Annotated in this window: 20 protein-coding genes and 1 pseudogene; 17 read left to right on the forward strand and 4 right to left on the reverse strand. The window is 56.6% G+C overall.

Annotated features, from left to right (window positions below; translation table 11 throughout):
- Window positions 1-366 (forward strand): annotated as a pseudogene (locus BFP96_RS06105) (acetyl-CoA C-acyltransferase); the annotation flags it as partial.
- A gap of 286 nt (window positions 367-652) precedes the next feature.
- A complete protein-coding gene (locus BFP96_RS06110; RefSeq protein ID WP_065892889.1) occupies window positions 653-1,366 on the forward strand; it encodes a GntR family transcriptional regulator in 714 nt (237 codons plus the stop codon).
- 6 nt (window positions 1,367-1,372) lie between these two features.
- Here BFP96_RS06110 and BFP96_RS06115 read toward each other — a convergent pair whose 3' ends face one another.
- Window positions 1,373-2,323 carry a PDR/VanB family oxidoreductase gene (locus BFP96_RS06115; protein ID WP_065935826.1) on the reverse strand — a complete coding sequence of 317 codons (951 nt, stop codon included), beginning with the start codon at window positions 2,321-2,323 and terminating at the stop codon, window positions 1,373-1,375.
- 29 nt (window positions 2,324-2,352) lie between these two features.
- Window positions 2,353-3,414 carry an aromatic ring-hydroxylating oxygenase subunit alpha gene (locus BFP96_RS06120; RefSeq protein ID WP_065935827.1) on the reverse strand — a complete coding sequence of 354 codons (1,062 nt, stop codon included), beginning with the start codon at window positions 3,412-3,414 and terminating at the stop codon, window positions 2,353-2,355.
- 430 nt (window positions 3,415-3,844) lie between these two features.
- On the opposite strand from BFP96_RS06120, the gene BFP96_RS06125 reads away from it, so the two are divergent.
- From BFP96_RS06125 to BFP96_RS06150, 6 genes are all read left to right on the forward strand, one after another.
- The gene (locus BFP96_RS06125) at window positions 3,845-4,513 is read left to right on the forward strand and encodes a GntR family transcriptional regulator (RefSeq protein WP_065896222.1); all 669 of its coding nucleotides are present in this window, start codon (window positions 3,845-3,847) and stop codon (window positions 4,511-4,513) included.
- A 77-nt stretch (window positions 4,514-4,590) separates the two neighbouring features.
- Window positions 4,591-5,400, forward strand: coding sequence for an ABC transporter substrate-binding protein (locus tag BFP96_RS06130; RefSeq protein WP_065896221.1), 810 nt, complete (start codon window positions 4,591-4,593; stop codon window positions 5,398-5,400).
- A gap of 12 nt (window positions 5,401-5,412) precedes the next feature.
- Window positions 5,413-6,189 carry an amino acid ABC transporter permease gene (locus BFP96_RS06135; RefSeq protein WP_003236553.1) on the forward strand — a complete coding sequence of 259 codons (777 nt, stop codon included), beginning with the start codon at window positions 5,413-5,415 and terminating at the stop codon, window positions 6,187-6,189.
- A 2-nt stretch (window positions 6,190-6,191) separates the two neighbouring features.
- Entirely contained in the window at window positions 6,192-6,971 is a 780-nt protein-coding gene (locus BFP96_RS06140; RefSeq protein ID WP_053256191.1) for an amino acid ABC transporter ATP-binding protein, read from the forward strand.
- 23 nt (window positions 6,972-6,994) lie between these two features.
- Window positions 6,995-8,605 carry a gamma-glutamyltransferase family protein gene (locus tag BFP96_RS06145; protein ID WP_065935828.1) on the forward strand — a complete coding sequence of 537 codons (1,611 nt, stop codon included), beginning with the start codon at window positions 6,995-6,997 and terminating at the stop codon, window positions 8,603-8,605.
- A gap of 419 nt (window positions 8,606-9,024) precedes the next feature.
- Complete coding sequence (locus BFP96_RS06150) at window positions 9,025-9,783, forward strand: SDR family NAD(P)-dependent oxidoreductase (RefSeq protein ID WP_065935829.1); 759 nt, start codon at window positions 9,025-9,027, stop codon at window positions 9,781-9,783.
- A gap of 240 nt (window positions 9,784-10,023) precedes the next feature.
- Here the strand turns inward: BFP96_RS06150 and BFP96_RS06155 are convergent, their stop codons facing one another.
- Window positions 10,024-10,929, reverse strand: coding sequence for a LysR family transcriptional regulator (locus tag BFP96_RS06155; protein WP_065892882.1), 906 nt, complete (start codon window positions 10,927-10,929; stop codon window positions 10,024-10,026).
- Between the two features lie 95 nt (window positions 10,930-11,024).
- Here BFP96_RS06155 and BFP96_RS06160 point away from each other — a divergent pair, with 95 nt between their 5' ends.
- The 6 genes from BFP96_RS06160 (at window position 11,025) to BFP96_RS06185 (ending at window position 17,928) form a co-directional block, all read left to right on the forward strand.
- The gene (locus BFP96_RS06160) at window positions 11,025-11,810 is read left to right on the forward strand and encodes an SDR family NAD(P)-dependent oxidoreductase (protein ID WP_065892881.1); all 786 of its coding nucleotides are present in this window, start codon (window positions 11,025-11,027) and stop codon (window positions 11,808-11,810) included.
- A 184-nt stretch (window positions 11,811-11,994) separates the two neighbouring features.
- The gene (locus tag BFP96_RS06165) at window positions 11,995-13,395 is read left to right on the forward strand and encodes an aspartate aminotransferase family protein (RefSeq protein ID WP_065892880.1); all 1,401 of its coding nucleotides are present in this window, start codon (window positions 11,995-11,997) and stop codon (window positions 13,393-13,395) included.
- Window positions 13,396-13,465: 70 nt separating this feature from the next.
- Window positions 13,466-14,833 (forward strand): glutamine synthetase family protein, encoded by a 1,368-nt coding sequence (locus BFP96_RS06170; RefSeq protein WP_065935830.1) that lies wholly within the window; start codon window positions 13,466-13,468, stop codon window positions 14,831-14,833.
- A gap of 430 nt (window positions 14,834-15,263) precedes the next feature.
- Window positions 15,264-16,376, forward strand: a complete 1,113-nt coding sequence (locus BFP96_RS06175) for an alcohol dehydrogenase catalytic domain-containing protein (RefSeq protein ID WP_170875983.1) — start codon at window positions 15,264-15,266, stop codon at window positions 16,374-16,376.
- Between the two features lie 50 nt (window positions 16,377-16,426).
- Window positions 16,427-16,963, forward strand: a complete 537-nt coding sequence (locus BFP96_RS31120) for a cupin domain-containing protein (protein ID WP_065892878.1) — start codon at window positions 16,427-16,429, stop codon at window positions 16,961-16,963.
- Window positions 16,964-17,022: 59 nt separating this feature from the next.
- Complete coding sequence (locus BFP96_RS06185; protein ID WP_170875984.1) at window positions 17,023-17,928, forward strand: SphA family protein; 906 nt, start codon at window positions 17,023-17,025, stop codon at window positions 17,926-17,928.
- Window positions 17,929-17,946: 18 nt separating this feature from the next.
- On the opposite strand, the gene BFP96_RS06190 is transcribed toward BFP96_RS06185, so the two are convergent.
- Window positions 17,947-18,624 (reverse strand): GntR family transcriptional regulator, encoded by a 678-nt coding sequence (locus BFP96_RS06190; protein ID WP_065935831.1) that lies wholly within the window; start codon window positions 18,622-18,624, stop codon window positions 17,947-17,949.
- 451 nt (window positions 18,625-19,075) lie between these two features.
- On the opposite strand from BFP96_RS06190, the gene BFP96_RS06195 reads away from it, so the two are divergent.
- The 3 genes from BFP96_RS06195 (at window position 19,076) to BFP96_RS06200 (ending at window position 22,477) form a co-directional block, all read left to right on the forward strand.
- A complete protein-coding gene (locus BFP96_RS06195; protein ID WP_065935832.1) occupies window positions 19,076-20,548 on the forward strand; it encodes a 4-hydroxyphenylacetate 3-hydroxylase family protein in 1,473 nt (490 codons plus the stop codon).
- Between the two features lie 79 nt (window positions 20,549-20,627).
- Window positions 20,628-21,128, forward strand: coding sequence for a flavin reductase family protein (locus BFP96_RS31715; protein WP_083216592.1), 501 nt, complete (start codon window positions 20,628-20,630; stop codon window positions 21,126-21,128).
- Window positions 21,129-21,202: 74 nt separating this feature from the next.
- Window positions 21,203-22,477, forward strand: a complete 1,275-nt coding sequence (locus tag BFP96_RS06200) for an OprD family porin (RefSeq protein WP_065935833.1) — start codon at window positions 21,203-21,205, stop codon at window positions 22,475-22,477.
- Window positions 22,478-22,510: the final 33 nt, after the last annotated feature.

Raw genomic sequence — 22,510 nt, forward strand, 5'->3', positions numbered from 1 at the left:
CTGGCCAGCGCGGTGGTCGGCGTGGCCCCCGAGTTCATGGGCATCGGCCCGGCGCCGGCGATTCGTCTGCTGCTGCAACGCAGCGGGTTGAGTCTGGATGACATCGGCCGCTTCGAGATCAACGAAGCCCAGGCCGCCCAAGTGCTGGCGGTGGCCCATGAACTTGAGCTGGACAGCACCCGCCTCAACGTCCAGGGCGGCTCGCTGGCACTGGGGCATCCACTGGCTGCCACTGGCCTGCGCCTGGTCATGTCCCTGGCCCGACAACTGCGTCAGCACAACCTGCGCTACGGGATTGCCGCGGCGTGTGTGGGCGGCGGGCAGGGCACGGCGCTGCTGATCGAGAACCCTGCTTTTCGCGCATGAGTACGTGATTCTTTTTTAGTCGATGAGGCGTCCCGATGTGGAGCTATGAGGCGCCCCTGCGCGATATGCAATCGAGCGTGTGCAGATGCGTGCACCGTCAAGGCCCGAAGAGGTGGCCGCCCGGTTGGCGCCTTTGCTGACGCCCATCATCAAGGGTTTTTTCACCGAGCAGGGCTGGCGCAACACCTGGGTGCCATAGAGGGGGCGCGCGCCGCACTGGCGTTCGTCTGACGGGATCGGATGCTTGCGGTACTATGGCAGGTCACGTTTTCTGGAAGTTGCCTGGATGAGTAAGCCCGGTCAATTGGTGCTGGTTGCACTGCGCAAAATGATTGCCAGCGGGGAGTTGGTGGCGGGGGAGCGCCTGATGGAAATCCCTACGGCGCAACGCTTTGGTGTGTCGCGCATGCCGGTGCGCATGGCCTTTCGTACCCTTGAGCAGGAAGGGCTGCTGGTGCCGTTTGGCGGGCGCGGCTATCAGGTGCGCTCGGTCAGCCCCAGTGACATTGCCGGCGCCGTCGAAGTGCGCGGTGTGCTGGAAGGCCTGGCTGCGCGGCAAGCCGCCGAGCATGGTCTTTCCGACGCGGCTCTTGCGGCGCTGGAGCGCTGCCTGGTGGAAGGCGACCAACTGTTCGACAAAGGCTATGTGACCGAAGATGACCTTGAGGTTTACCACGACCTGAACATGCGCTTTCACCAGGTCATTGTGGAGTCCAGCCACAATCCGGCGATCACCGATGCGCTGGCACGCAATGATCACCTGCCCTTCGCATCGGTGACCGCGCTGGCGGTGGATCGTGAGGACATGGCCCGTGAATACCGGCGCTTCAACTATGCCCACATGCAGCATCACTCGGTGTTCGATGCCCTGGTCAATCGCCAGGGCGCGCGCGCCGAAGCCATCATGCGCGAACACGCCAATGCGACGTTGCGTTATGCCAAGATCTTCAGTTCAGCCACCGCCGACGCGCGCATGAAGGTGATTTTGCCCGCGTCGTGACACGGTTCAGATGTCGAGCACCAACAGTGGGGTTTTCGAGCGTGAGCAGCAGGGCGTGAACTGGTCGTTCAGCGCCTGTTCCTGCTCGGTGAGGAACAGGTCGCGGTGCTCCGGGATGCCGTCCAGCACGCGGGTCAGGCAGGTGCCACAGATCCCTTGTTCGCAGGACACGGCAATCTCGATGCCCTGGCTTTCCAGGACCTGGACCACGGTCTTGTCGGCGGGGATCGTGAAGACCTGGCCGCTGCTGCCGAGCTTCACCGCAAAGCTCCCGTCGAGGCTGTTGTCCACTGGCGCCGCGGAGAAGTACTCGCGATGCAGGCAGTTCTCCTGCCAGCCTTGCGCCCGCGCGCTGTCGAGCACGTGTTGCATGAAACCACCGGGGCCGCAGACATACAGGTGCACATCGTCTGTGGGCGCAGCCAGCACCTCGGCAGTCTTGAGCGCCGTGTGGGGCTGCTCATCGAAATGCAGGAACACGCGCTCGGCAAACGGTGACGCCTTGAGCCGCTGTACAAACGCCGCACGCTCACTGGCGCGGGCACAGTAATGCAGGTCGAAGTCGGCACCTGCATGGGCCAGGCGCTCGGCCATGCACAGGATCGGGGTGATGCCGATGCCGCCGGCGAACAGCAGGCTGCGTCGTGCTTCATGGGCCAGGGGGAAGAGATTGCGTGGTTCGCTGATCGTCAGGTGGGCGCCCTCGTGTACCTGCTCGTGCAAGCTGCGCGAGCCGCCGCGAGAGGCCGGGTCGTTGAGTACGCCGATCAGATAGCGATGACGCTCCTCGGGGTGATTGCACAGCGAATACTGGCGTACCAGCCCGTCCGGCAGATGCACGTCAATGTGCGCGCCGGCACTGAAGGCGGGCAGCGGCTGGCCATCGACCCTGGCCAGTTCATAGCTGCAAATGTCTTGGGCTTCGTTATTACGGGATACCACCACCACATCGATCATGTTCGGTCCTCGCAGAGTTGTCGCGCCGTTCAGGCGGTGGTGGTCGTGATCAGCTGTGGTTCGAGGGTGCGTTCCCGGGCAATCAGTCGCTCCAGGATCTTGCGCGACTGCACGCCGCCGGCATCGATATTCAACTTGAGCAGGTTGCGTTGCGGGTGGGCCAGCAGGTTCTGCTGCTGACGTTCAAGCATCTCCAGGTCTTCGCTGAAAATCTTCCCCTGGCCTTCGCGAATGCTGGCGGTCAGCGCCTCATCGTGAGGGTTGAAGTTGCGCGCCATGCCCCAGAAATACCAGATCGACGTCTCGGTCTGCGGGGTGATGAAGTCGACCACGATGCTTGCCGCCTTGTGTCCGGGCGCTGCGTGATAGCCGCCCTTGCCGGCGTGGGCCACGCCCACCTCGATCAGCACATGGCTGGGCGGGGTGAAGCGACAGATCTGCCAGCGGTCCACCGGCACATCGTCGGCGAGGTTGTTGCCGCGCAGGGCCATGCGCCAGAACGGCGGAGCCATGATGTTTTCCATGTGTCGGGCGGTGATGACTTGGTCGCCTTCAACCGTGGTGACGGGAGGCGCTTCATCGATTTCCTTTTGGCCGATGCTGGAAGCGTGGACGTAGGTTTCGTGGGTCAGGTCCATCAGGTTGTCGATCATCAGGCGGTAATCGCACTGGATATCAAACAGCCCGCCGCCGTACGCCCACTGGTCACTCACTGCCCACTCCAGGTGATGAATCAGCGCCGGGTCGGCAAGGGTCTGATCGCCGGGCCATACCCAGATAAAACCGTAGCGTTCAACTGCGGCAAAGGTCTTGTTGCACGGAAAACCACGCACCCGCTGCCCGGGCATTTCAACGGTCTTGCCGTCGGCCCCCATGACCAGTCCGTGATAGCCGCACACCAGGTTGCCATTTTCGACATAACCCAGTGAAAGCGGTGCGCCGCGATGGGGGCAGAAGTCCTCGACGGCTACGACGCTGCCTTCCGGGCCTCGATAAAACACCATTTTTTCACCGCAGATCTGCCGACCCAAGGGTTTTTGGGCGATTTCATCGGGTGTGCAGGCGACGTACCAAGTGTTTTTGGGGTACATGGCAATTCTCTGGCTGATTAATTATTTTTGTTTAATGGATCCATTAAATTTCCAGAGTTGTTGTGAGTCAATGTATTAGTCTGTGGTTTTAAGGTTATTTTGGGCGATTATCGATCAGTGCGATTTTACTGGATCCATTGATTGGGAGGCGCCTGGTGCGCTCATGGCAAAAAGGCCTGCCAAAAATACTCTGTGTAGATCATCGGGCGTCACCGGGCCCTTCACCGGACATCCGCTACTTTTTTGCGCAAAAATTGAAAGTCACTGCGTCATTTGGTAGCAAATCTCTTTACCCGCTTTGCGCAATTTTCCCCACCCAGACGAAAGACTTCATTTAAATCAACGAGTAATGCTCTGTGGGAGGTGTTGGCACGCGTTATGCTTTTTATATTCGTGGATAATTGGATACAAAAATACAAAGAGGCTGCCAATGCAATTTGCCCCCGCTTACGTTGACCGCCAGCCCCTCACTGCAGAGGAGGAGGCCTACAACTTCCTCCTCGACGCCATCTGCGGCGGTCGTTTCCGCAAGGGCGATCGCCTGATCGCCGAGGATATCGCCAGCGAGATAGGCATGAGCCGCATGCCGGTGCGTGAGGCATTTCGCCGCCTGGATGCCCAGGGCCTGGTGACGCTGCGGCCCAATCGCGGTGCCATTGTCAGCGGCCTGGATATCGCGGAGCTGCACGAGGTGTTCGAGATGCGTAGCGCACTTGAAGGCCTTGCAGTTCGCGTCGCGGTCAGCCGTATCGGTGAGCGCCAGATGGCGGCTCTGGAGCGCCTGCTGGACGAGATGGATGACTACCGAGACGAGAGCGCCGCGTGGGTCCGTTGCCACCGTGCCTTTCACGAATACCTGTGCGGGCTCAGCGGCCGGCCACGCTTGCTGAAGCAGATTTCGGCGTTGTATTCGCTGGTGGAAGCGCCCATGCGCTTGTGGCTGCAGCACAGCGAAAAACCCCTCAGCGCGCGCCAGGAACACGCGGTGATCCTCGACGCGATTCGCGCCGGTGACGCCGCCGGTGCCGAAGCTGTGGTACGCGAACACATCGAAAGCACCGTGCCGCTGCTGATTCAATTTCTGCAATCGAGAAAATAAGAGAGACGGGGTCCTGACCCGTCCGTGTTTTGACTTTAGTCCTGCCCCCTTTATCTAACGAAGTGGAGTGTCTGGTCATGCATAAACAACGCCGCGCCTTGCTGGTGGCTGTAACCCTGGGTCTCTGCACACAATGGGCGGTTGCCACGCCCCAAGTGCCGGAGCGTCTGCAAAAGATCAATAAACTCACCTACTGCTCGGGGATGGATTCACCGCCCCTGGTCTCTTTCGACGAAGCCCAGAAACCGCGCGGGCTCACGGTTGACCTGGGGCTTGAGATCGCCAAACGGCTGGGCGACAAGCAGGTGCAGTGGCGGGTGATTCCGTTCTCCGGCTTGCTACCGGCGCTGCTTGCCCAGCAGTGCGACATGATCGTCGACCAGTTGTTCGACAAACCCGAGCGCCGCCAGGTGATCGACATCGTCAACTACATGTATTCCAGCCAGGCGGTGGTGGTGCCCAAGGGCAACCCCAAAGGCATCAAGACCCTGGATGACCTGTCCACGCACAAGGTGGCGGTGCTCAACGGCTCTACCATCAAGACCCTGCTCGACACCCAGAACGAAAGCCTCGCCAAGGCCGGCAAGCCACCGATGAAACTGGTGGTCTACAACACCGACACCGATGCGTTCCAGGCGCTGCGCATCAGCCAGGTCGACGCCTACGGCACCACCGTGGAAACCGCCGGTTACTACGCGGCGATGGCCCCGGAGCTGTTCCAGGAAGGGGTGCCTGCATTCAGCCGCATCCTCACCGGCCTGGGCATGCGCAAAGACGACCCGCAACTGACCGCCGCCGTGCAGCAGATCATCAGCGACATGCGCAGCGATGGCAGCTATGTGCAATTGCTCAACAAATGGCATGTCAGCAGCGACACACTGGACTGAGGTTCTACCACGATGAATTTCAATTGGGATGTGTTCTGGCAATACCTGCTGCAACCCAGTGGGGTCTACCTCACCGGGCTGTGGCTGACGTGCCTGATCAGCGTGCTGGCGATGCTGCTCGGCTGTGCGCTGGGCCTGGCGGCGGCGCTGTTGCGCCTGTCGAAGAACCCGCTGCTGCACTTGCCGGTACGCCTTTACGTGTGGCTGATGCGCGGCACGCCGTTGCTGGTGCAGATCGTGTTTTTGTACACCGCACTGGCAGCGGGCGGGATCTTCCGCTTCGAGGACATCGAGCTGTTCGGGCTGATCATCCCCGGCAATATCCAGGCGGCGATCATCGCCCTGGGCCTGAATGAAGGCGCGTACATGGCCGAAATCATCCGCGCCGGCATCGGCGCGGTGGACAAGGGCCAGTACGAAGCCGGGCGTTCCCTGGGCATGGGGTTTGGCAAGCTGATGCGGCGCATCGTGCTGCCCCAGGCGTTTCGAGTGATCGTGCCGCCGCTGGGCAATGAGTTCAATGTGATGCTCAAGAACACCACCCTGGTGAGTGTGATCGGCGTGCAGGAATTGTTGCTCAGCACGCAGATGGTGACCTCGGCGACGTTTCGCGTATTCGAGTTGTACCTGGTCGTCGCGATTTACTTCCTGACCTTGACCACGCTGTGGGGCTTTTTCCAACGCTGGCTCGAAAACCGTTTCGGCCAGTCCGATCGACCTTCGGCGCCACCTCCTGCCGCCAGCCGCATGTTCGGTCGCAGCACCCTGAAACTGCTGAGGGGACGTTAACCATGGCGCACCAAAGTGAAGAGCTGATCATTGACGCACAGGATATCCAGAAGTCGTTCGGCGAGTTGCAGATCCTCAAGGGCATCTCCCTGCAAGTGCGGCGCGGTGAAGTGGTGGTGCTGATCGGCGCGTCCGGCTCGGGCAAGACCACCTTTATCCGCTGCATCAACCTGCTGGAAGACATCCAGGGCGGACGCATTCGCGTCAACGGCCGCGCCATGGGCTATCGCGAACGCGCCGATGGCAGCCTGGTGCGTGATTCGGAGCGCAACATCGCCCGTCAGCGCCGCGACATCGGCATGGTGTTCCAGCGCTTCAACCTGTTCCCGCACATGACTGCATTGGAAAACATCATCGAAGCACCGATCCAGGTGCTCGGCGTACCGCGTGCCCAGGCGCTGGAACAGGCCCGGGGCTTGCTGGCGCGGGTCGGCCTGGCGGACAAGGCCAGCCACTATCCGTCGATGCTCTCCGGTGGTCAGCAGCAACGAGTGGCGATTGCCCGTGCGCTGGCGATGAAACCCCAGGCGATGCTGTTCGACGAACCCACCAGTGCCCTCGACCCGGAAACCGTCGGCGAAGTGCTGCAGGTGATGAAGGAGCTGGCCGAGGAGGGCATGACCATGGTGGTGGTCACCCACGAAATGGGCTTTGCCCGTGAAGTGGCCGACCGCGTGGTGGTACTCGATCAGGGCGAATTGATCGAGCAAGGGCCGCCGGAGCAGATTTTCAGCCACCCCAGCCATCCGCGGACCCGGGCGTTTCTCAGTCGCGTGTTATGACCTTTTTTTGAAGAGCCTTTGCCATGTTGAAATTTTCCGCTCACGAATACCCCTATTCCTCGCAACGCCAGAGCGTGTTCGCGCGTCGAGGCATGGTCGCCGCCTCGCAACCGCTGGCATCTCAGGCCGGCATCGAAATCATGCAGAAGGGCGGTAACGCCATTGATGCCGCCATCGCCACCGCCGCTGCGCTGACCGTTGTAGAGCCCACCGGTTGTGGACTGGGTGGCGATGCCTTTGCGCTGGTGTGGTGCAAGGGGCAGTTGCATGGCCTGAACGGCAACGGCCATGCGCCGGCCGCCTTGAGTATCGAGGCGGTCAAGGCGGCGGGGCATCAACAGATGCCGTTGTACGGCTGGACCTCGGTGACGGTGCCCGGTTGCCCGTCGGCGTGGGCCGAGTTGTCCAAACGCTTCGGTAAATTGCCGTTTGCCGATTTGCTGCAGCCGGCCATCAGCCTGGCGCGCGACGGTTTCCCGTTGTCGCCGGTGGTTGCCCATCAATGGCAGATCTCCTTGAACGAATTCAGCCCGCACCGCGATGACGTGCTGCAAGCCTGGTTCGACACCTTCCTGATCGACGGGCGCGCGCCCCGGGCAGGCGAAATTTTCCGCAACCCGGCCCAGGCCCGTACCCTGGAAGAACTCGCCGCCACCGGCTGCGAAAGCCTGTATCGCGGCGCGCTGGCCGAGCGCCTGGATGCGCATTCGCGCGCCAGCGGTGGTTACCTGCGCGCCAGCGACCTCAAGGATTACCGCGCGCAGTGGGTGGAGCCGATCCAGATCAATTACCGGGGCGTGGATGTTTGGGAAATCCCGCCGAGCGGCCAGGGCCTGGTTGCACTGATGGCGCTGAAGATCCTCGAAGGCTTCAACTTCGATCACCGCGACAGCCAGCAAACCTGGCATCGCCAGCTGGAAGCCATGAAGCTGGCCTACAGCGACGGCCTGCATTACATCACCGACCCAGCGCACATGCGCGTGGCGGTGGCCGACTTGCTGAGTGACGACTACAGCACCCGTCGCCGTGGCGAGATCGGCGAGCAGGCGCAGCCGCCCAAACCCGGCACCCCCCATGCCAGCGGCACGGTGTACCTGGCGACCGCCGACGCCGAAGGCAATATGGTTTCGTTCATCCAGAGCAACTACCACGGCTTCGGCTCCGGCGTGGTGCTGCCCGACAGCGGCATCGCCTTGCAGAACCGCGGGCAGGAATTCAGCCTCGATGAGTCCCATGCCAATTGCCTGGCACCGGGCAAGAAAACCTTCCACACCATCATCCCGGGTTTTCTCAGCAAGGACGGCGAGGCCCTTGGCCCGTTCGGCGTGATGGGCGGCTACATGCAGCCCCAGGGCCATGTGCAGATGGTGATGAACCTGGTGGACTTCGGCCTCAACCCCCAGGCGGCATTGGACGCGCCACGCTGGCAATGGCTGGGCGACATGAAGGTCGGCATCGAACATGGCGCGTCCCGCGACCTGGTCAATGCGCTGGCACGGCGCGGGCACAAGGTGCAGACCGACAGCGACCTGACCGACTACGGGCGTGGGCAGATCATCCTGCGTGACCCGGTCACCGGCGTATTGTGCGGGGGCACTGAGCCACGGGCGGATTCGCATATCGCGGTCTGGTGAGCGGCTACACAAGCGCTGAGCCAGACGGATAGTAACGATGGGGTTGATGAGTTGTTCGATCTTCGCTGCGGCGGGTTGGTGCTCGTTGGAGCAAGGATTGAACCTCACAACTCAGGCCTCTGTTCCATCTGCTATCTGATTCTCGACATCCTTGCTCGTGCAACGGGTCCTAAAGAGCCAGCGTCCATGACCGAGAGGAGGACCTTTATTACCTCGCTGGTAAATACCATGGCATTGTCAATTTCTCTGATATCAGTCGTCTTTTTTCAATCAGATAAAAGCGCCTAAATTCCACCTCCACAACGTCGGCATGTCCATGCAGGGGAGCCCGGGGGTGGAAATTGCTTGGTCGAAAACAAGACTCTTTGAGTCTGGATGAACCCTATACGTTCTTAAACTCTATCTTGGCAGGAGGTTCCATGGCCCCTCGAACTGTACTGATCACTGGCGCAGCCGGTGGTGTTGGTCGCGCGCTGGTTGAGCGTTTTTTAAATGAAGACTTCAAGGTTTTCGCGACAGATCTGGATGCGAAAAAGCTCGCAGACTTACAGGTTGAATATCAGGTATCAGGCATTTTTTGCGGTGATATCCGCCAACCCGCTGTGTGTGCTGCAGCCGTTAATGCAGCCGTTATGGCGATGGGCCGACTGGATGTATTGATCAACGCTGCGGGAGTATGGCGCGAAGGTCCGGTTGAAGATTTTACCGAAGAGGATTTCGACCTTGTTCTGGACGTAAACCTGAAGGCTACGTTCTTCATGTGTTCAGCCGCTATTCCCCAACTGAAATTATCAGAGGGTTCGATCCTGAATATTTCAAGCGATGCCGGCCGGCAAGGCAATCGAAATGCCGCAGCTTATTGCGCAAGCAAGGGCGGCGTGACCCTGCTGACAAAAACCCTGGCATTGGACCTGGCACCCTTTGGCGTGCGCTGCAACGCTATTTCCCCAGGTGATATCGAAACCCCAATGCTCAAATTTCAAGCCACTCAATATGGGCAGGGAGACCCTCAGGCCTACTATCAGGATCTGTTGGACAAGTACCCCCAAGGTGCCCGAGCCCGATTTATCCAGCCGGAAGAGGTTGCCGAGCTGGCGTTTTTCCTGTCCCAACCCGGTGCGCGATCCATCACTGGCGCGGACATGGCGATTGATTGCGGCGTCTCCGCTGGAAACTGACAGTGGCCCATTGATGTCGATGGGAGCGATACCCAAGGGGGCGCTATGACAGTGGCCGATAACCGTCGTCTCCAGGCTGCGCTTTGATGGGCGGGGTAGCACAGGCATCTAGAAGGCATTAGTGAGGAGGCCATCGCACTTGGCGATGGCTGCGTGATGGATGGCGAAAGTCGCTCTTGTGAGCCAACCGTCGGGCCGCATCTGGACCCCGCCGCCAGCTTCAATGTGCACTTTTACTCATCAAACACGACGAGGCTCGCCTTCCGCAATTTCGCGTATCAGGCTCAGGTAACGAAGCGCGCCCAGTCCCAGGGGCCGGTTTTTTACCCAGATGATATCGACCCATAGCCGCATCTGACTCGGCATGTAGTCAAACACCACCTCCGTCAATGAACCTGACGTGATGAGAGGGTATACCAGCGATTTTGGAAGATATGCCCAACCCAATCCTTGCTGTACCAGGTCCAGCGTGGCCAGATAATTGTCGCTGTGCCAAATCCGCCGCGACAGCACAACACGTGGGTCAGAGTCTGCAGGTCCTCCGGTCGCGACGATGATCTGCCGAACATTGACCAGTTGCTCCTCATTCAAGGGGCTTTTTTTGCCGGCGGCCGCAGGGTGATCCGGAGCAGCAACCGCGATTAACAATTGGCTCCCCGCCTCAAGAAATGTCTCGCGCTCGTCAAGCCCTGGTCGTTCGAACCCAAGTGCCAATTGCACACGCCCTTCATGGAGCATGCGCATCGCTTCTGGATGGGATGCGGAGCGAATCTCGATTTCCAGCGTGGGAAACTCCCTGGCGATAGTGGACAGCGGACGATTCCAGATGCCTGTTTGCAACTCTGGCGCCATCGCAAGGACCAAGCGCTCTTCCAACCCCTGATGAAGCTGCAGCGCATGGGCGTCCAGCAGGTTCAGCTGGCTGGCGACCTGTCGTGCCTGGGGCTCGAGTGCCTTGGCGGCTGGCGTAGGAATGGCTTTGCGGGTTGATCGGTCAAAAAGCAACAAATCCAGCTCGGCTTCAAGCTGCGACACCGCCATGTTGATGGCGGAGGGGACCCGGCCTAATTTTCGCGCCGCCGCCGAAAAGGATCCGCTGTCGATGACCGAGAGGAAAATTTTAAGTGACTCACTGGTAAACGCCATAGGTGTTGTCAAATTTTCTGATGATGATTGTCTTTATGTATCAGATTTATTCGCCTAGTTTCTACTCTCTTTCAAATTAAATACGTGGGCACACCATGTTGGATACGCAATTTAGAGGGCATGTTGCACTGGTCAGCGGTGCCGGAAGTGAAGCCGGGATCGGAATGGCCATCGCTCGCAGGCTAGGTGCATCCGGAGTGAAGTTGATCATCACTGCGAGCAGCGCTCGTATTCTGGATCGGGTCAAAGAGCTGCGCGCTGAAGGGTTCGACGTTGAAGGCCGACCCGCTGACCTCACTGATGAAAGTCAGGTGCGTGAATTCGGCCTATGGGCAGAGTCAGTCTGGGGGCGGGTCGATATTCTGGTGAATAATGCCGGTATGGCCATGCAAGGAAGCCCTGAGGTTTTCTCGGAATTGGCAACAATGGAACTGCATGAGTGGAATCTTTCACTGGCCAGAAATTTAACTACAGCTTTTCTTCTGACCCGCGCTGTTTTGCCTGGCATGAAGGCGAGAGGTTATGGGCGCATTGTCAATATCAGTTCCACCACGGGCACCCGGTGCGGCAATCCTGGTGAAGCCGCTTATAGCGCCGCCAAGGCCGCGATGGTGGGTATGAACATGGGGCTCGCACTTGAAGTCGCCAAACAGGGAATTACCGTAAACAGCGTGGCTCCGGGATGGATCACCACCGGCTCCACCACTCCAGCCGAAACAGAGGCGGGGCGTTTTACCCCGATTGGGCGCTCGGGCAACCCCCGCGAAGTGGCGGCGGCGGTTGCATTTCTGGCGTCGCCTGACGCCAGTTACATCACCGGTGAAGTCCTGGTGGTGGATGGCGGGAATTGTCTGGTCGAGAACAAATCCCCTCACGCCTGACGTCAAGAACGGGGCTATCACTGCGCGCTGTAAAAGCGCGATGTTTTCGAAGAATGAGTAAGTTCGCCGAGCCGTATTAATGCACCGTCATGCGCCGACAAGCATGAACGCAGTGTTGGACAGTTCCTCTCTGAGCGGCACGGATTTTTAACTGATTTTTTGTAATTAACATAGGGTGTTGATCATGTCGAAAAGTGGAATTAGTGAATCAGCGATTGCTGCTTTTACCGCCTCCGAGCGTGCTCGTTTTATAGAAAACAACCCAACGTCAATAGGGCTTGCCAAACGCGCCAAGGCGAATCTGTTCAACGGTGTGCCCATGCACTGGATGAGCGATTGGTCGATGCCTTCGCCACTCTTCGTCCAGCGTGCCAAAGGGGCGCGCTTCACCGATGTTGACGGTCATGAGTACATAGATTTTTGCCTGGGCGACACCGGCACGATGTTTGGTCATTCACCTGATCCTGTTGCTCGCGCAATAGCCGAGCAGGCCAATAATGGCTTGACCACGATGCTGCCTGGCGAAGACGCGGTGGTCTGCGGCGAGTTGCTGGCTGAGCGATTCGGGCTGCCTTACTGGCAGGTGACCGCCACTGCGACGGACGCCAATCGTTATGTGTTGCGCTGGGCGCGCGCGATTACCAAACGCAACGTCTTGCTGGTGTTCGACGGCTGCTATCACGGTACCGTGGATGACGTCATGGTGCGCTGCCGCGACGGTAAAACAGTGCCCCGTGCAGGTCTTGTGGGCCAGGCCTACGACTTGACTCAATACAGTCGATCCATCCCCTTCAACGATGTGGACGCACTGGAAGCTGCTTTAGCCCAGGGCGATGTGTGCGCGCTGATGTGCGAGCCGGCGATGACGAACATAGGCATGGTCCTGCCCGATCCGGGTTTCATGCAGAAGTGCCGAGAGTTGACCCTCAAATACGGCAGCCTGTTGGTCATTGATGAGACCCACACTATTTCCACAGGCCTGGGTGGATGCACCCGCCAATGGGATTTGAAACCCGACTTTTTCGTGGTGGGTAAACCCATCGCGGGAGGCATACCTTGCGCGGTGTTTGGCGTAACCGAGCAGGTTGCCCTGGCCATGCTCGATGTGCAGAAAACGGTCAGTGAAGAGAGTCACGGGCATGGCCACAGCGGTATGGGAACCACGCTGTCGGCCAACTCGCTGGCGATGCGTTGCATGCGCGTCAGCCTCGAAGAGGTCATGACAGAGTCCGCCTACCAACATATGTTGCCTCTTGCCTCGGGATTGGCTCAGGGACTTCGGTACTTGTTCAAGCAGCACCAGTTGAATTGGTCCGTCACAGAGTTGGGGGCTCGCTGTGAGTTTCAATTCTGTGCTACCTCGCCCAGAACCGGTGCGCAAGCCGAGGCGGCTTTTCATGACAGCCTTCAAATGGCGCTGCACCTGTACTTGATCAATCGCGGCATCCTGATCACGCCTTTTCACAACATGACCTTGTGCTGTCCGCAAACAAGCCATGCGGATGTCGACAGGCTGATCGGTGAGTTGGATAACGCGTTGACCACGCTGCTTGCCATACCTGGCGCGCGGGTTATCGCTTCATAACTGCACGTCAGAAAATGCCATTGTTCTTAAATACTGCCCAGTCGCTTGAATGAGCGCTAAGAGGTTTGACATGCAATTTGCTGATAAAAGAGAGGCCGTGGATTATCTGGCCGCCCACCCTGAAGTCCTGAGCATCGAGTTGTTCCTGATCGACGCGAATGGTGTTCCGCGGGGCAAACTGTTGCATCGCGACGAGCTACTGGCGATCTACGAAAATGGTCGGCCGCTGCCCAGTTCCATTCTCGCCCTGACCGTTCAGGGGGAGGACGTGGACGAGACTGGCCTGGTCTGGGATGTCGCTGACGCTGATTGCTGGACCTATCCCTTGCCGGGGAGCCTTACCCTGCAACCCTGGCGCACCCAACCCACCGGTCAAGTGCAAGTGAGCATGCACCCGACCCAGGGGCTTCCAGCCGCGCCCGCCGACCCGCGCCATGTACTGGTGAACACCATCGAGCGGCTCAAAGCTGATGGATTCCATCCGGTCATGGCCGTTGAGTTGGAGTTTTACCTGCTGGACCAGAAGCGCGACGTCAATGGTCGCCCGCAGCCTGCGACGCAAACCAATGGCGTACGCCCTGTTGCCCCGCAGGTTTACGGCGTCCACGAACTGGAGCAGGTTCAACCGTTTCTTGATGACCTCTATGCTGCCTGCGCGCTGCAAGGGCTGCCGGTACGCACGGCGATCTCCGAGTACGCGCCGGGCCAGCTCGAGTTGACGCTGGAGCATCGTTTCGACGCACTCCAGGCCATCGATGAAGGCGTACGTTACAAACGCCTGGTAAAAGGTGTTGCCAACAAACACGGGCTACAAGCGTGCTTCATGGCCAAGCCATTCAGCGATCAGGCCGGCAGCGGTCTGCATCTGCACGTCAGCCTGGCGGACGTGCAGGGCAACAACCTGTATGCGAGCGAAGACCCGCAAGGCACGCCGCTGTTGCGTCACTCCATCGGCGGGATGATGGCAACCCTGTTTGACTCGCTGGCGATATTTTGCCCCCATGCCAACTCATATCGCCGCTTCCAGACCGGCAGTTACGCGCCGCTGGCCAAAAGCTGGGGCGTCAACAACCGTACGGTGTCGTTCCGCGTGCCCGGCGGCCCCGCGATAAGTCGGCACATCGAGCACCGGATTTGCGGTGCCGATGCCAACCCCTATCTCGCCGCCGCCGCAGTACTTGCGGGAATTCACTACGGCATCACTCATGAAAGCGATCCGGGCGCGGCGATTGTGGGCAATGGCTATGAACAGGCGACCGATTTTCTACCCACAGACTGGCTGACAGCGTTGCAGGCACTGGAACGTTCAACCTGGGCACGCGAGGCGCTGGGCGCTGAATTCCTCAAGGTATTCCTGGCGATCAAGTGGCGCGAGTTCCGTGCATTCAATGCGGAAGTCGGGGAACAGGACTGGCGCTGGTACCTCACTCACGCATAAATGGTAGCCCGTGAACGCGTCTTAAAATGGATTGCTGGAGACTAGCTGACAACTAAGATCCCTACAGCACATCCTGCGCATTTGGCAGTGACTCATCATTATGAGCCGCAGGTCGTATGCCCGCGGCTCGGATCTAATCACGCATACGAACGGGGTGAGAAAAGTCTCAAATTGATCTTGCATGCTAGCATTCAAAGGTGCAGTATTTGGGCATAACAACAAATTGAAGATGCCCCTAATGAAAACGTATACCCACGTTCCATTGGCTTGTGCAGTAACCATCCCCAAGGCGCGAATGCGCCCCCCAGATCAACAGCCCTAGTGCTCTGGGCTTGTCTCCGAACGACTCTTATCAGTTCCGTACCAACCTACAGCTCCTTCTGTGGCTAGCAGGAGTACATGTGTGTGCTCACCTAATAAGGATAAAATCATGGGCAAAATGCAAGCAGCTCGACTTCACAATGTCGGCCCGACCTTTGTGATCGACGAAATCGACATTCCTGCCATTGGGCCAACGGACGTGTTGGTGCACGTTAAAGCCTGCAACGTTGTCCCTAACCTGCGTAACGTTATCGAGCGTTATCCTGAGTGGTTCCCCTATCTTCCCCTGCCTAAATTGCCAGCCATCTATGGCTTAGATGCCTCCGGGGTAGTCAAGGCAGTAGGTAGCCAAGTGCATTCGGTTAAGCCGGGCGATCGTGTATACGTCAACCCAGGCAGAAGCTGCGGGTCTTGCCACGCGTGCTTGCGAGGTCAGCACCTCAACTGCACCGCATTCACCTTCCAAGGATATTTTGGCTTCGGTGCTGGCTCGCAACGAGTGTTTGAAGATTACCCTTATGGTGGCTTCTGCGAGTTCATGACGGCGCCTGTCAACGGGCTCGTGAAGCTCCCGGAATCCATCAGTTTCGAACAAGGCTGTCGTTTCGGTTATCTCGGCACTGCCTACTCTGCATTGCGCAAAGCGAATGTAGGTTCTGGGCAGACAGTATTGATCAATGGCGCTTCGGGAACGTTGGGGGTTGGAGCTGTGATGCTCGCGCTCGCTATGGGAGCAACGAAAGTGCTCGGCATGGCCCGTAACCGCGAACTGCTCGAAAGAGTCCGCCAGTTGGATCCGTCTCGCGTGCACGTACTTTCTCTCGGAGAACGGCCTGTTGATGAATGGGTTCGCGAGCATACCCAAGGCCTGGGCGCCGACGTTTTCATCGATGCAGTCGGCCCCGGAGCTCCCCATCGAATCACCGTCGACGGGATCAAATCGCTTCGTAGGGGAGGGCGTATGGTCGACATTGGGGGCATGTCTGAAGACTTGCCCGTGCCAATGTTCCAGCTGATGTGCTACCAGATCAGCATCATCGGTTCGCTATGGTTCACGGTTGCAGAAGGTCAGGACATGGCGGAGATGGCGGCTGCCGGTACGCTCGATTTGACAAAATTTGATCAAGAGGTTTTCCCGCTATCTGAAGTGAATGACGCTCTGGACGCCTTGGAAAACCGTAAAGGTGGTTTCACGAACGTTGTTGTAACGCCAGGCCATTAATCGAACTGGCGCGGCATCGAGCTGCGCCAGTCTTATTTCAGAGGTGATCTATGACAATTAGGCGTTTAGTGGTAGGAACGGTCGATGGCCGTTCGGTTGTTCTGAATGATGGACTGGTACCACGTTCTCACGACTACGAACATGTACCTGGTTTTTCTACCGCCTTGGTTTGGGGTACGACAACATCAGAGCAACCCTCTAGTGGTAGAGATGAAACAATCTCGGTGAGCAGTTCGTTTGTTCCTGGGCCTGGGGAAACGAGACTTGAAATCGTCACCTTTCCTCCGGACTCGATTTTTGCTCATCCGGATTTCAGTCATCAGGCTGCTTTTGCCGAGCAACAAAAGCATCTGACAGGGATGGTGGATCATTTTGATCCCGAACGACCAGGAATGCACTCGACCCCGACAGTTGATTATGGCGTTGTGCTTGAAGGTACCATTTGGCTTGAGCTCGACGATGGCGTCATAGTGAAGCTAGAAAAGCATAACGTCATCATTCAACAAGGGAATATTCACGCCTGGAGAAACCAAGGTGATGTTCCTGCTACGTTAGCGTTTGTCTTGGTAGGTACCAATAAGCAATAAATACTCCTGTTTAGAAATCCGAACAATCCACATCCAATAACAAAAAAGTGAGATTGATTATGAAAGCGTATGCATTTTTGTGCGTATCTGTGGCTGCTACCTGCGCAGCGAATTTAGCCATGGCAACGGAACGGGGTGATACAACCTGGCCGTTGGGTGTGCAAACCGTTGTACCCGCTTTGATGCCGAGCCCAGGAGAAACCGAGTTCTATAGTTATACTGTTTATTATCATGCTGGAAATTACAAAGATAACTCCGGGCGCTCCAGCGTTCCAGGGTTCAATTTGGAAAATTATATTCAGGCGATACGTCTCGTTCATACCTGGGATTATCAAACTGAATCAGGTGTTCGATTCACAAGCGGAATTATTGGGACTGGGGGGCACGTAAATATAAAGGCCGGAGGAGCGTCCGATTCTAAAACGGGGATGCGGCAGACCTATATCAGTCCTTTGAACGTGCTTTACTCTCCGGCCCCTAATTTTCATCTGCTCGCCGGCGTCAGTGTCTTTAAACCCTTGGGAGGCTATGATAAGAATGATTTGGCCAACACTACGCCAAATTATACAACTTATATTTCAGAGTTTGCGCTGACTTGGTTCCCACATCCGGACTGGGAAGTTTCTCTGGCGCCCACTTATTCATTCAATGAGCGAAACAAGGATACAGACTACCGCTCCGGCAACGTGTTTAATGTCGACTACTTATTGGGGTACCGCTTTCCCTCTATGCCAAAACTTCAGTTTGGTTTGGCTGGGTACTACACCAAGCAGATGTCGGATGACAATGTCAGCGGCGACAACTTACCTGGGGGCAATCGGCTGAGAAAGGTGGGTGTGGGCCCTCAGCTGTTTTACTCATTCAACCAGAACACCGGTGTGGTGCTCAAATGGCTGCATGAGACCAATGTGAAAAATGGTCCTCAGGGTGACTCAGTCTGGCTTGAAGCTGCGTTTCCACTATAAGCACGTGGCTGCTACGGCTCAAACCGTGGCAGCCATCTCCTCGCTGTGCAGGCGCTGCATTGCCTCGATAACATGCCTTGATACGCTGTCAATGTGCGCCATCGCCGCCTTTTTACACTGTTTGTCGTTGCGGGTGCTCAGCGCTGCGATTATCTCGTCATGTTCGCCGGTTACGTCAGGCAGGTGCGCCTGAAAGCCACAACTTTGAACGATGAAAAAGTCTGACAGTTCGAAATTGGCCATCTGCCGTGTCGACACGATAGGTGACCGTGCCATCGCATGGAGAAGCCGGTGGAAGTCAACGTTCAGGTTTCTATAGCTCTCCGAGGCATCACTGTGGGCTGGGTTGATCCGTGCGATCTGTTCATTTAACTCTTGAAGCCTTGCGACCTCCATAGGCGTTCCGCGCTCTGCTGCAAGGCTTGCGATCAGGCCTTCGGTATTGGCGAACATTCGATAGAAATCAGCAACCTCGTCCGGGCTTGGTTGCACCACCTGGCAGCCAACCTGCGCAATGATTTGAACAAATCCCCGCTCTTGCAGGCTGTTCAATGCCGTCATTATGGGCTGCCGACTGACTCCCGTCGATTCACCAATTTCCTTCACGAAAATTTTTTCACCAAAGCGATAACGGCGGGTGAGCAAGCGCTGCAAAATTTCTTGATAGATCGCGACTTTTTTGTTTGGCGTGTGCATAGGTCTTCGGTAGGTGAGGTGCAATCGAGGGGGGAATGCTCATTCGTCCACTTTAGTGCGCAAAGTCTTGATCTACAAGGGACGCAGATCCATGACGGCTTTCGTGGCGAGCAACGGTCGAGTAACTGAGCGCAAATCGGTTGACAACATCAGCTTGCATGCTAGCATGCCAAATAAGAAATATAAAAGCAGATGAACTGCCACGCGGAGTATTCAGGTATGAGCAATGCCTTGCGACTGCCCCATATAGCTGCCCAAGCTACGGCTCGATCGCAGCCCACCTTCGAGCGCGAGGCTTACTTAAGCTTGCTTATTCAAATCCCACTTCCCCCAAGAAATCCCCGCACGTCAAGTTAATTGCGCGCCAATGTTTATATATGATGTGTATACACAAAAGCAGGATTTTTTTTGGCAGAGTTTCGTTCGCCTTAATAAAAATAAGGAAAGTCCAATGGGTATTCGTTCAGGTAAAGAGTTCATAGCTGGCCTTAAAGAAAATCGTCGCGACGTGTGGGTAAATGGGGTTCAAGTTAGTGATGTTACGACCCACCCTGCATTCAGCGGCGCAGTCAAGCAATTAGCCGAGCTTTACGACACGCAGCATAATCCCGAGCTTCAGGACAAGGTAACTTATGTTGTCCCATCCACCGGACAACGTGCAGGCATGGCGTTTCATCCTGCGCAAAGTGTAGATGATCTGACTAAGCGTCGCGAAGCATACAGGGTGTGGGCTGAAACCAATTTTGGGTTAATGGGCCGCTCTCCTGATTTCATGAACGTTACTCTCTTGGCTTTCTGGGAGGCCCGCGATACGTTCGCTGAGGGTGGGCAGCAGTACGCTGACAACGTCGAGCGTTACTACGAATATATCCGTGACAATGATCTGTTCTTAAGTCATGCACTGATTACGCCGCAAAATGATCGTTCTAAGCAGTCTTCGCAAATGGGCAACATGCACCTTCGGGTTGTACGCGAAAGTGCTGAAGGCATCTACGTAAGCGGAGCCCGGATGATTGCCACGCTGGGGCCGGTGTCAGACGAAATGGTTATGTACAACCTGCCATCCTTTAAAGCCGGTGACGAAGATCATGCGTTGGTATTTGCGGTGCCGACCCACATTGAAGGCCTTCGACAAATCTGTCGCGACCCTTACTATGTTGAAGGGCGCACGAGCTTCGATCACCCGCTTTCAACGCGCTTTGAAGAAAACGATTCTCTGCTGGTATTCAACAATGTGTTTGTGCCTTGGGGGCGTGTTTTCTGCTACCGAAATGTTGAGCTCTCTAACCGTCTCTACGCCACTACCGGCGTGCGTAATCACACGGCACATCAAACCAATACCCGTGCATTGGTTAAGATGCAGTTTTCCGTCGGGCTTGCGATGGCCGTAGCGCGCTCCATCAAAGCTGACCAATTCCTTCACGTTCAACAAATGTTGGGCGAATGCCTTGGTTATATTGAGCAGGTCAAGAGTGCGTTGGTGCGTGCAGAGGTTGAGGCCCAGCGGACGTCTCGTGGAACACTCCAGCCTAATCTCGCACCACTACAGGCCATTCGAACCATGCTGCCTACTGCCTATCCGCGGGTGATTGAGGTGCTGCAAACGATCGGTGCAGGTGGCTTCATGCTGATGCCGAGCGCTGCGGACTTCCAGGCGCCGGAAATTGCAGATGATCTGCATGCTTACTACCAAGGCGCTGATGGCATGCCGTCCCTGGAGCGCGTGAAGCTATTTAAGTTGGCCTGGGATCTCGCAGGGGAGGCGTTCGGTCAGAGGCTTGTGCAGTACGAGCGTTATTACGCTGGCGACCCTGTACGAAACCTTGCCATGAACTACCTGAGCTCCAAGGATCCGAATCCTATTCGCCTGGTGAACCAAGCGTTGCAGTTGGCAGGCAATCCAGAACCGGCCTCGTGCCTGTGATGACACTGTAAGCGGGCGCAAAAGTGTCCGCAGCTAGCTACTTACTTAAAATCCAAGACTTTATTATACGAGGTCGGATATGACGCAGCTCAATATCGGAGTGGCGCCTGGAGTTAGTACAAGTGAATTCCGAGGCGCTGTGGGTCAATTTGTCACGGGAATAACTGTAGTTTCGGTTCTTGATGAGCAGGGGCGACCATATGGAATGACCGCTAGTTCTTTTTGCTCTCTTTCTCTTAATCCTCCGCTGATTCAATGGAGCATTACGACCGAGTCCTTTTCATTCCAGAAGTTTCAGAGGTCGAAGTATTTCGCGATAAATATTCTCGCCTCTGATCAAGAGGATGTTTCGAGAAATTTCTGCAAGCCAATAGATCGTTTTGCGACTGTCTCATCCACATCTGGCCTACACGGTTTACCGCTCATAGACAACTGTCTGGCGTGGCTGGAGTGTGAGGTAGAAGAAATGGTCGTCGGCGGGGATCACACAATCTTCATTGGTCGGGTTCTCAGAAGTCGTGTCTTCGACAAAGGCCCTTTACTGCATTGGAGGGGGAAGCACATTCCATTGGAGGCGTAGCCTTATGGTTGAAATCAGTATGGGTGCCAAAATTCTGAAACGATAAATAATATAAAAACAAGATAGGGCGTCAGATGAACAATTATAAAAACGTTCTTGGGTGGACATCATTACCCATCGCATTTTCGATTTGCGGCATTGCCAGCGCACAGGGATTTTTTGAAGATAGCAAAGCCACAGTTACGCTGCGTAACTACTATTTTGATCGAGATTACAAAGGAACAACCCCACAGAGCGCCGCTCGGGAATGGGCGCAGGGGGGGATAATGAGATTTACCTCTGGGTTCACGCCTGGCGTCGTTGGCTTCGGGCTTGATGCAGTTGGAATGATGGGCATCAAACTGGACTCGTCGCCTGATCGTTCTGGTACCGGGCTTTTACCTCGAGATGCGGTCACCCGCAGAGCGCCTGATGAATATTCAGAGTTAGGCCTTACCGCTAAAGCAAAGGTGTCGAAGACCGAGCTGCAGGTAGGCTCAATCTCAACGTTTCTCCCCATTGCTTTCGCCAGCCCAACAAGGCTTCTTCCTCAGACATTCCGAGGGGCCTATATCCGCTCCACTGACATTGATAAATTTAGTCTGCATGCAGGGTATCTGGATCGCATCAACTATCGGGATTCAACTGACTACCAGAAAATGTCAGTGGCTTCGCCGAACCGTCGCTTCATACCCACCGCCGAATCAGACAAATTTATTTTCATGGGGGGCGACTACCAGATCACCCCTGCGCTGAACTTGAAGTATTTCTATGCCGAGCTGGAAGATATCTACCAGAAAAACTACCTCGGGTTTGAGCACTTTTGGCAAGTTGGCGGGGGCAAGCTGAAAACAGATTTTCGATTTTACCAGACTGATGAAAGCGGCCAGGGCCGCGCAGGTAAGGTCGATAATAAGAATGCCGGGATCATGTTCACGTACACCTACGGCGCGCAAAGCTTCGGTGCCGGATACATGCAACTTAATGGTGATACCGCGATGCCCTATCTGGCGGGTACTGAGCCGCTGGTTGTAAGTGAGGGGTTTCTTAGTTCTGAGTTCCTCAACCCCAAAGAACGCTCTTGGCAGGCGCTTTACAGCTATGACTTCGCCTCATTCGGCATGCCGGGTCTCAAAGCAACCACTCGATACATCAAGGGCTCCAATATCGAGCTGCCCACTCTCGGTGGTCAAGGTCTTACTGAAAGTGAGCGATACCTTGAACTCAGCTACGCGTTTCAAGGCAGCCTAAAAGGCGTAAGTGTGCGTGCAAGGCACTCTCTATACCGAAATGACTTCTCTAGCGCCGCCAGCGTGCGCGATGACAATGAAACGCGAATCAATATCGATTACACGATGAGCCTTTGGTAGCAGCGCGACCTGTACCAGCCCAATTTAAAAATA

It is taken from the genome of Pseudomonas sp. 34 E 7 (genome assembly GCF_900005715.1).
In the GTDB taxonomy this organism is placed as follows: Bacteria; Pseudomonadota; Gammaproteobacteria; order Pseudomonadales; family Pseudomonadaceae; genus Aquipseudomonas; species Aquipseudomonas orientalis_A.

Excerpts from the sequence above, each read along its gene's own strand:
- BFP96_RS06135 (WP_003236553.1), top strand. The coding sequence starts at position 5,413 with ATGAATTTCAATTGGGATGTGTTCTGGCAATACCTGCTGCAACCCAGT.
- BFP96_RS06200 (WP_065935833.1), top strand. The coding sequence starts at position 21,203 with ATGAACAATTATAAAAACGTTCTTGGGTGGACATCATTACCCATCGCA.
- BFP96_RS06150 (WP_065935829.1), top strand. The coding sequence starts at position 9,025 with ATGGCCCCTCGAACTGTACTGATCACTGGCGCAGCCGGTGGTGTTGGT.
- BFP96_RS06195 (WP_065935832.1), top strand. The coding sequence starts at position 19,076 with ATGGGTATTCGTTCAGGTAAAGAGTTCATAGCTGGCCTTAAAGAAAAT.
- BFP96_RS06165 (WP_065892880.1), top strand. The coding sequence starts at position 11,995 with ATGTCGAAAAGTGGAATTAGTGAATCAGCGATTGCTGCTTTTACCGCC.
- BFP96_RS31120 (WP_065892878.1), top strand. The coding sequence starts at position 16,427 with ATGACAATTAGGCGTTTAGTGGTAGGAACGGTCGATGGCCGTTCGGTT.
- BFP96_RS06120 (WP_065935827.1), bottom strand. The coding sequence starts at position 3,414 with ATGTACCCCAAAAACACTTGGTACGTCGCCTGCACACCCGATGAAATC.
- BFP96_RS06115 (WP_065935826.1), bottom strand. The coding sequence starts at position 2,323 with ATGATCGATGTGGTGGTGGTATCCCGTAATAACGAAGCCCAAGACATT.
- BFP96_RS06170 (WP_065935830.1), top strand. The coding sequence starts at position 13,466 with ATGCAATTTGCTGATAAAAGAGAGGCCGTGGATTATCTGGCCGCCCAC.
- BFP96_RS06140 (WP_053256191.1), top strand. The coding sequence starts at position 6,192 with ATGGCGCACCAAAGTGAAGAGCTGATCATTGACGCACAGGATATCCAG.
- BFP96_RS06185 (WP_170875984.1), top strand. The coding sequence starts at position 17,023 with ATGAAAGCGTATGCATTTTTGTGCGTATCTGTGGCTGCTACCTGCGCA.
- BFP96_RS06175 (WP_170875983.1), top strand. The coding sequence starts at position 15,264 with ATGGGCAAAATGCAAGCAGCTCGACTTCACAATGTCGGCCCGACCTTT.
- BFP96_RS06110 (WP_065892889.1), top strand. The coding sequence starts at position 653 with ATGAGTAAGCCCGGTCAATTGGTGCTGGTTGCACTGCGCAAAATGATT.
- BFP96_RS06130 (WP_065896221.1), top strand. The coding sequence starts at position 4,591 with ATGCATAAACAACGCCGCGCCTTGCTGGTGGCTGTAACCCTGGGTCTC.
- BFP96_RS06125 (WP_065896222.1), top strand. The coding sequence starts at position 3,845 with ATGCAATTTGCCCCCGCTTACGTTGACCGCCAGCCCCTCACTGCAGAG.
- BFP96_RS06160 (WP_065892881.1), top strand. The coding sequence starts at position 11,025 with ATGTTGGATACGCAATTTAGAGGGCATGTTGCACTGGTCAGCGGTGCC.
- BFP96_RS06155 (WP_065892882.1), bottom strand. The coding sequence starts at position 10,929 with ATGGCGTTTACCAGTGAGTCACTTAAAATTTTCCTCTCGGTCATCGAC.
- BFP96_RS06190 (WP_065935831.1), bottom strand. The coding sequence starts at position 18,624 with ATGCACACGCCAAACAAAAAAGTCGCGATCTATCAAGAAATTTTGCAG.
- BFP96_RS31715 (WP_083216592.1), top strand. The coding sequence starts at position 20,628 with ATGACGCAGCTCAATATCGGAGTGGCGCCTGGAGTTAGTACAAGTGAA.
- BFP96_RS06145 (WP_065935828.1), top strand. The coding sequence starts at position 6,995 with ATGTTGAAATTTTCCGCTCACGAATACCCCTATTCCTCGCAACGCCAG.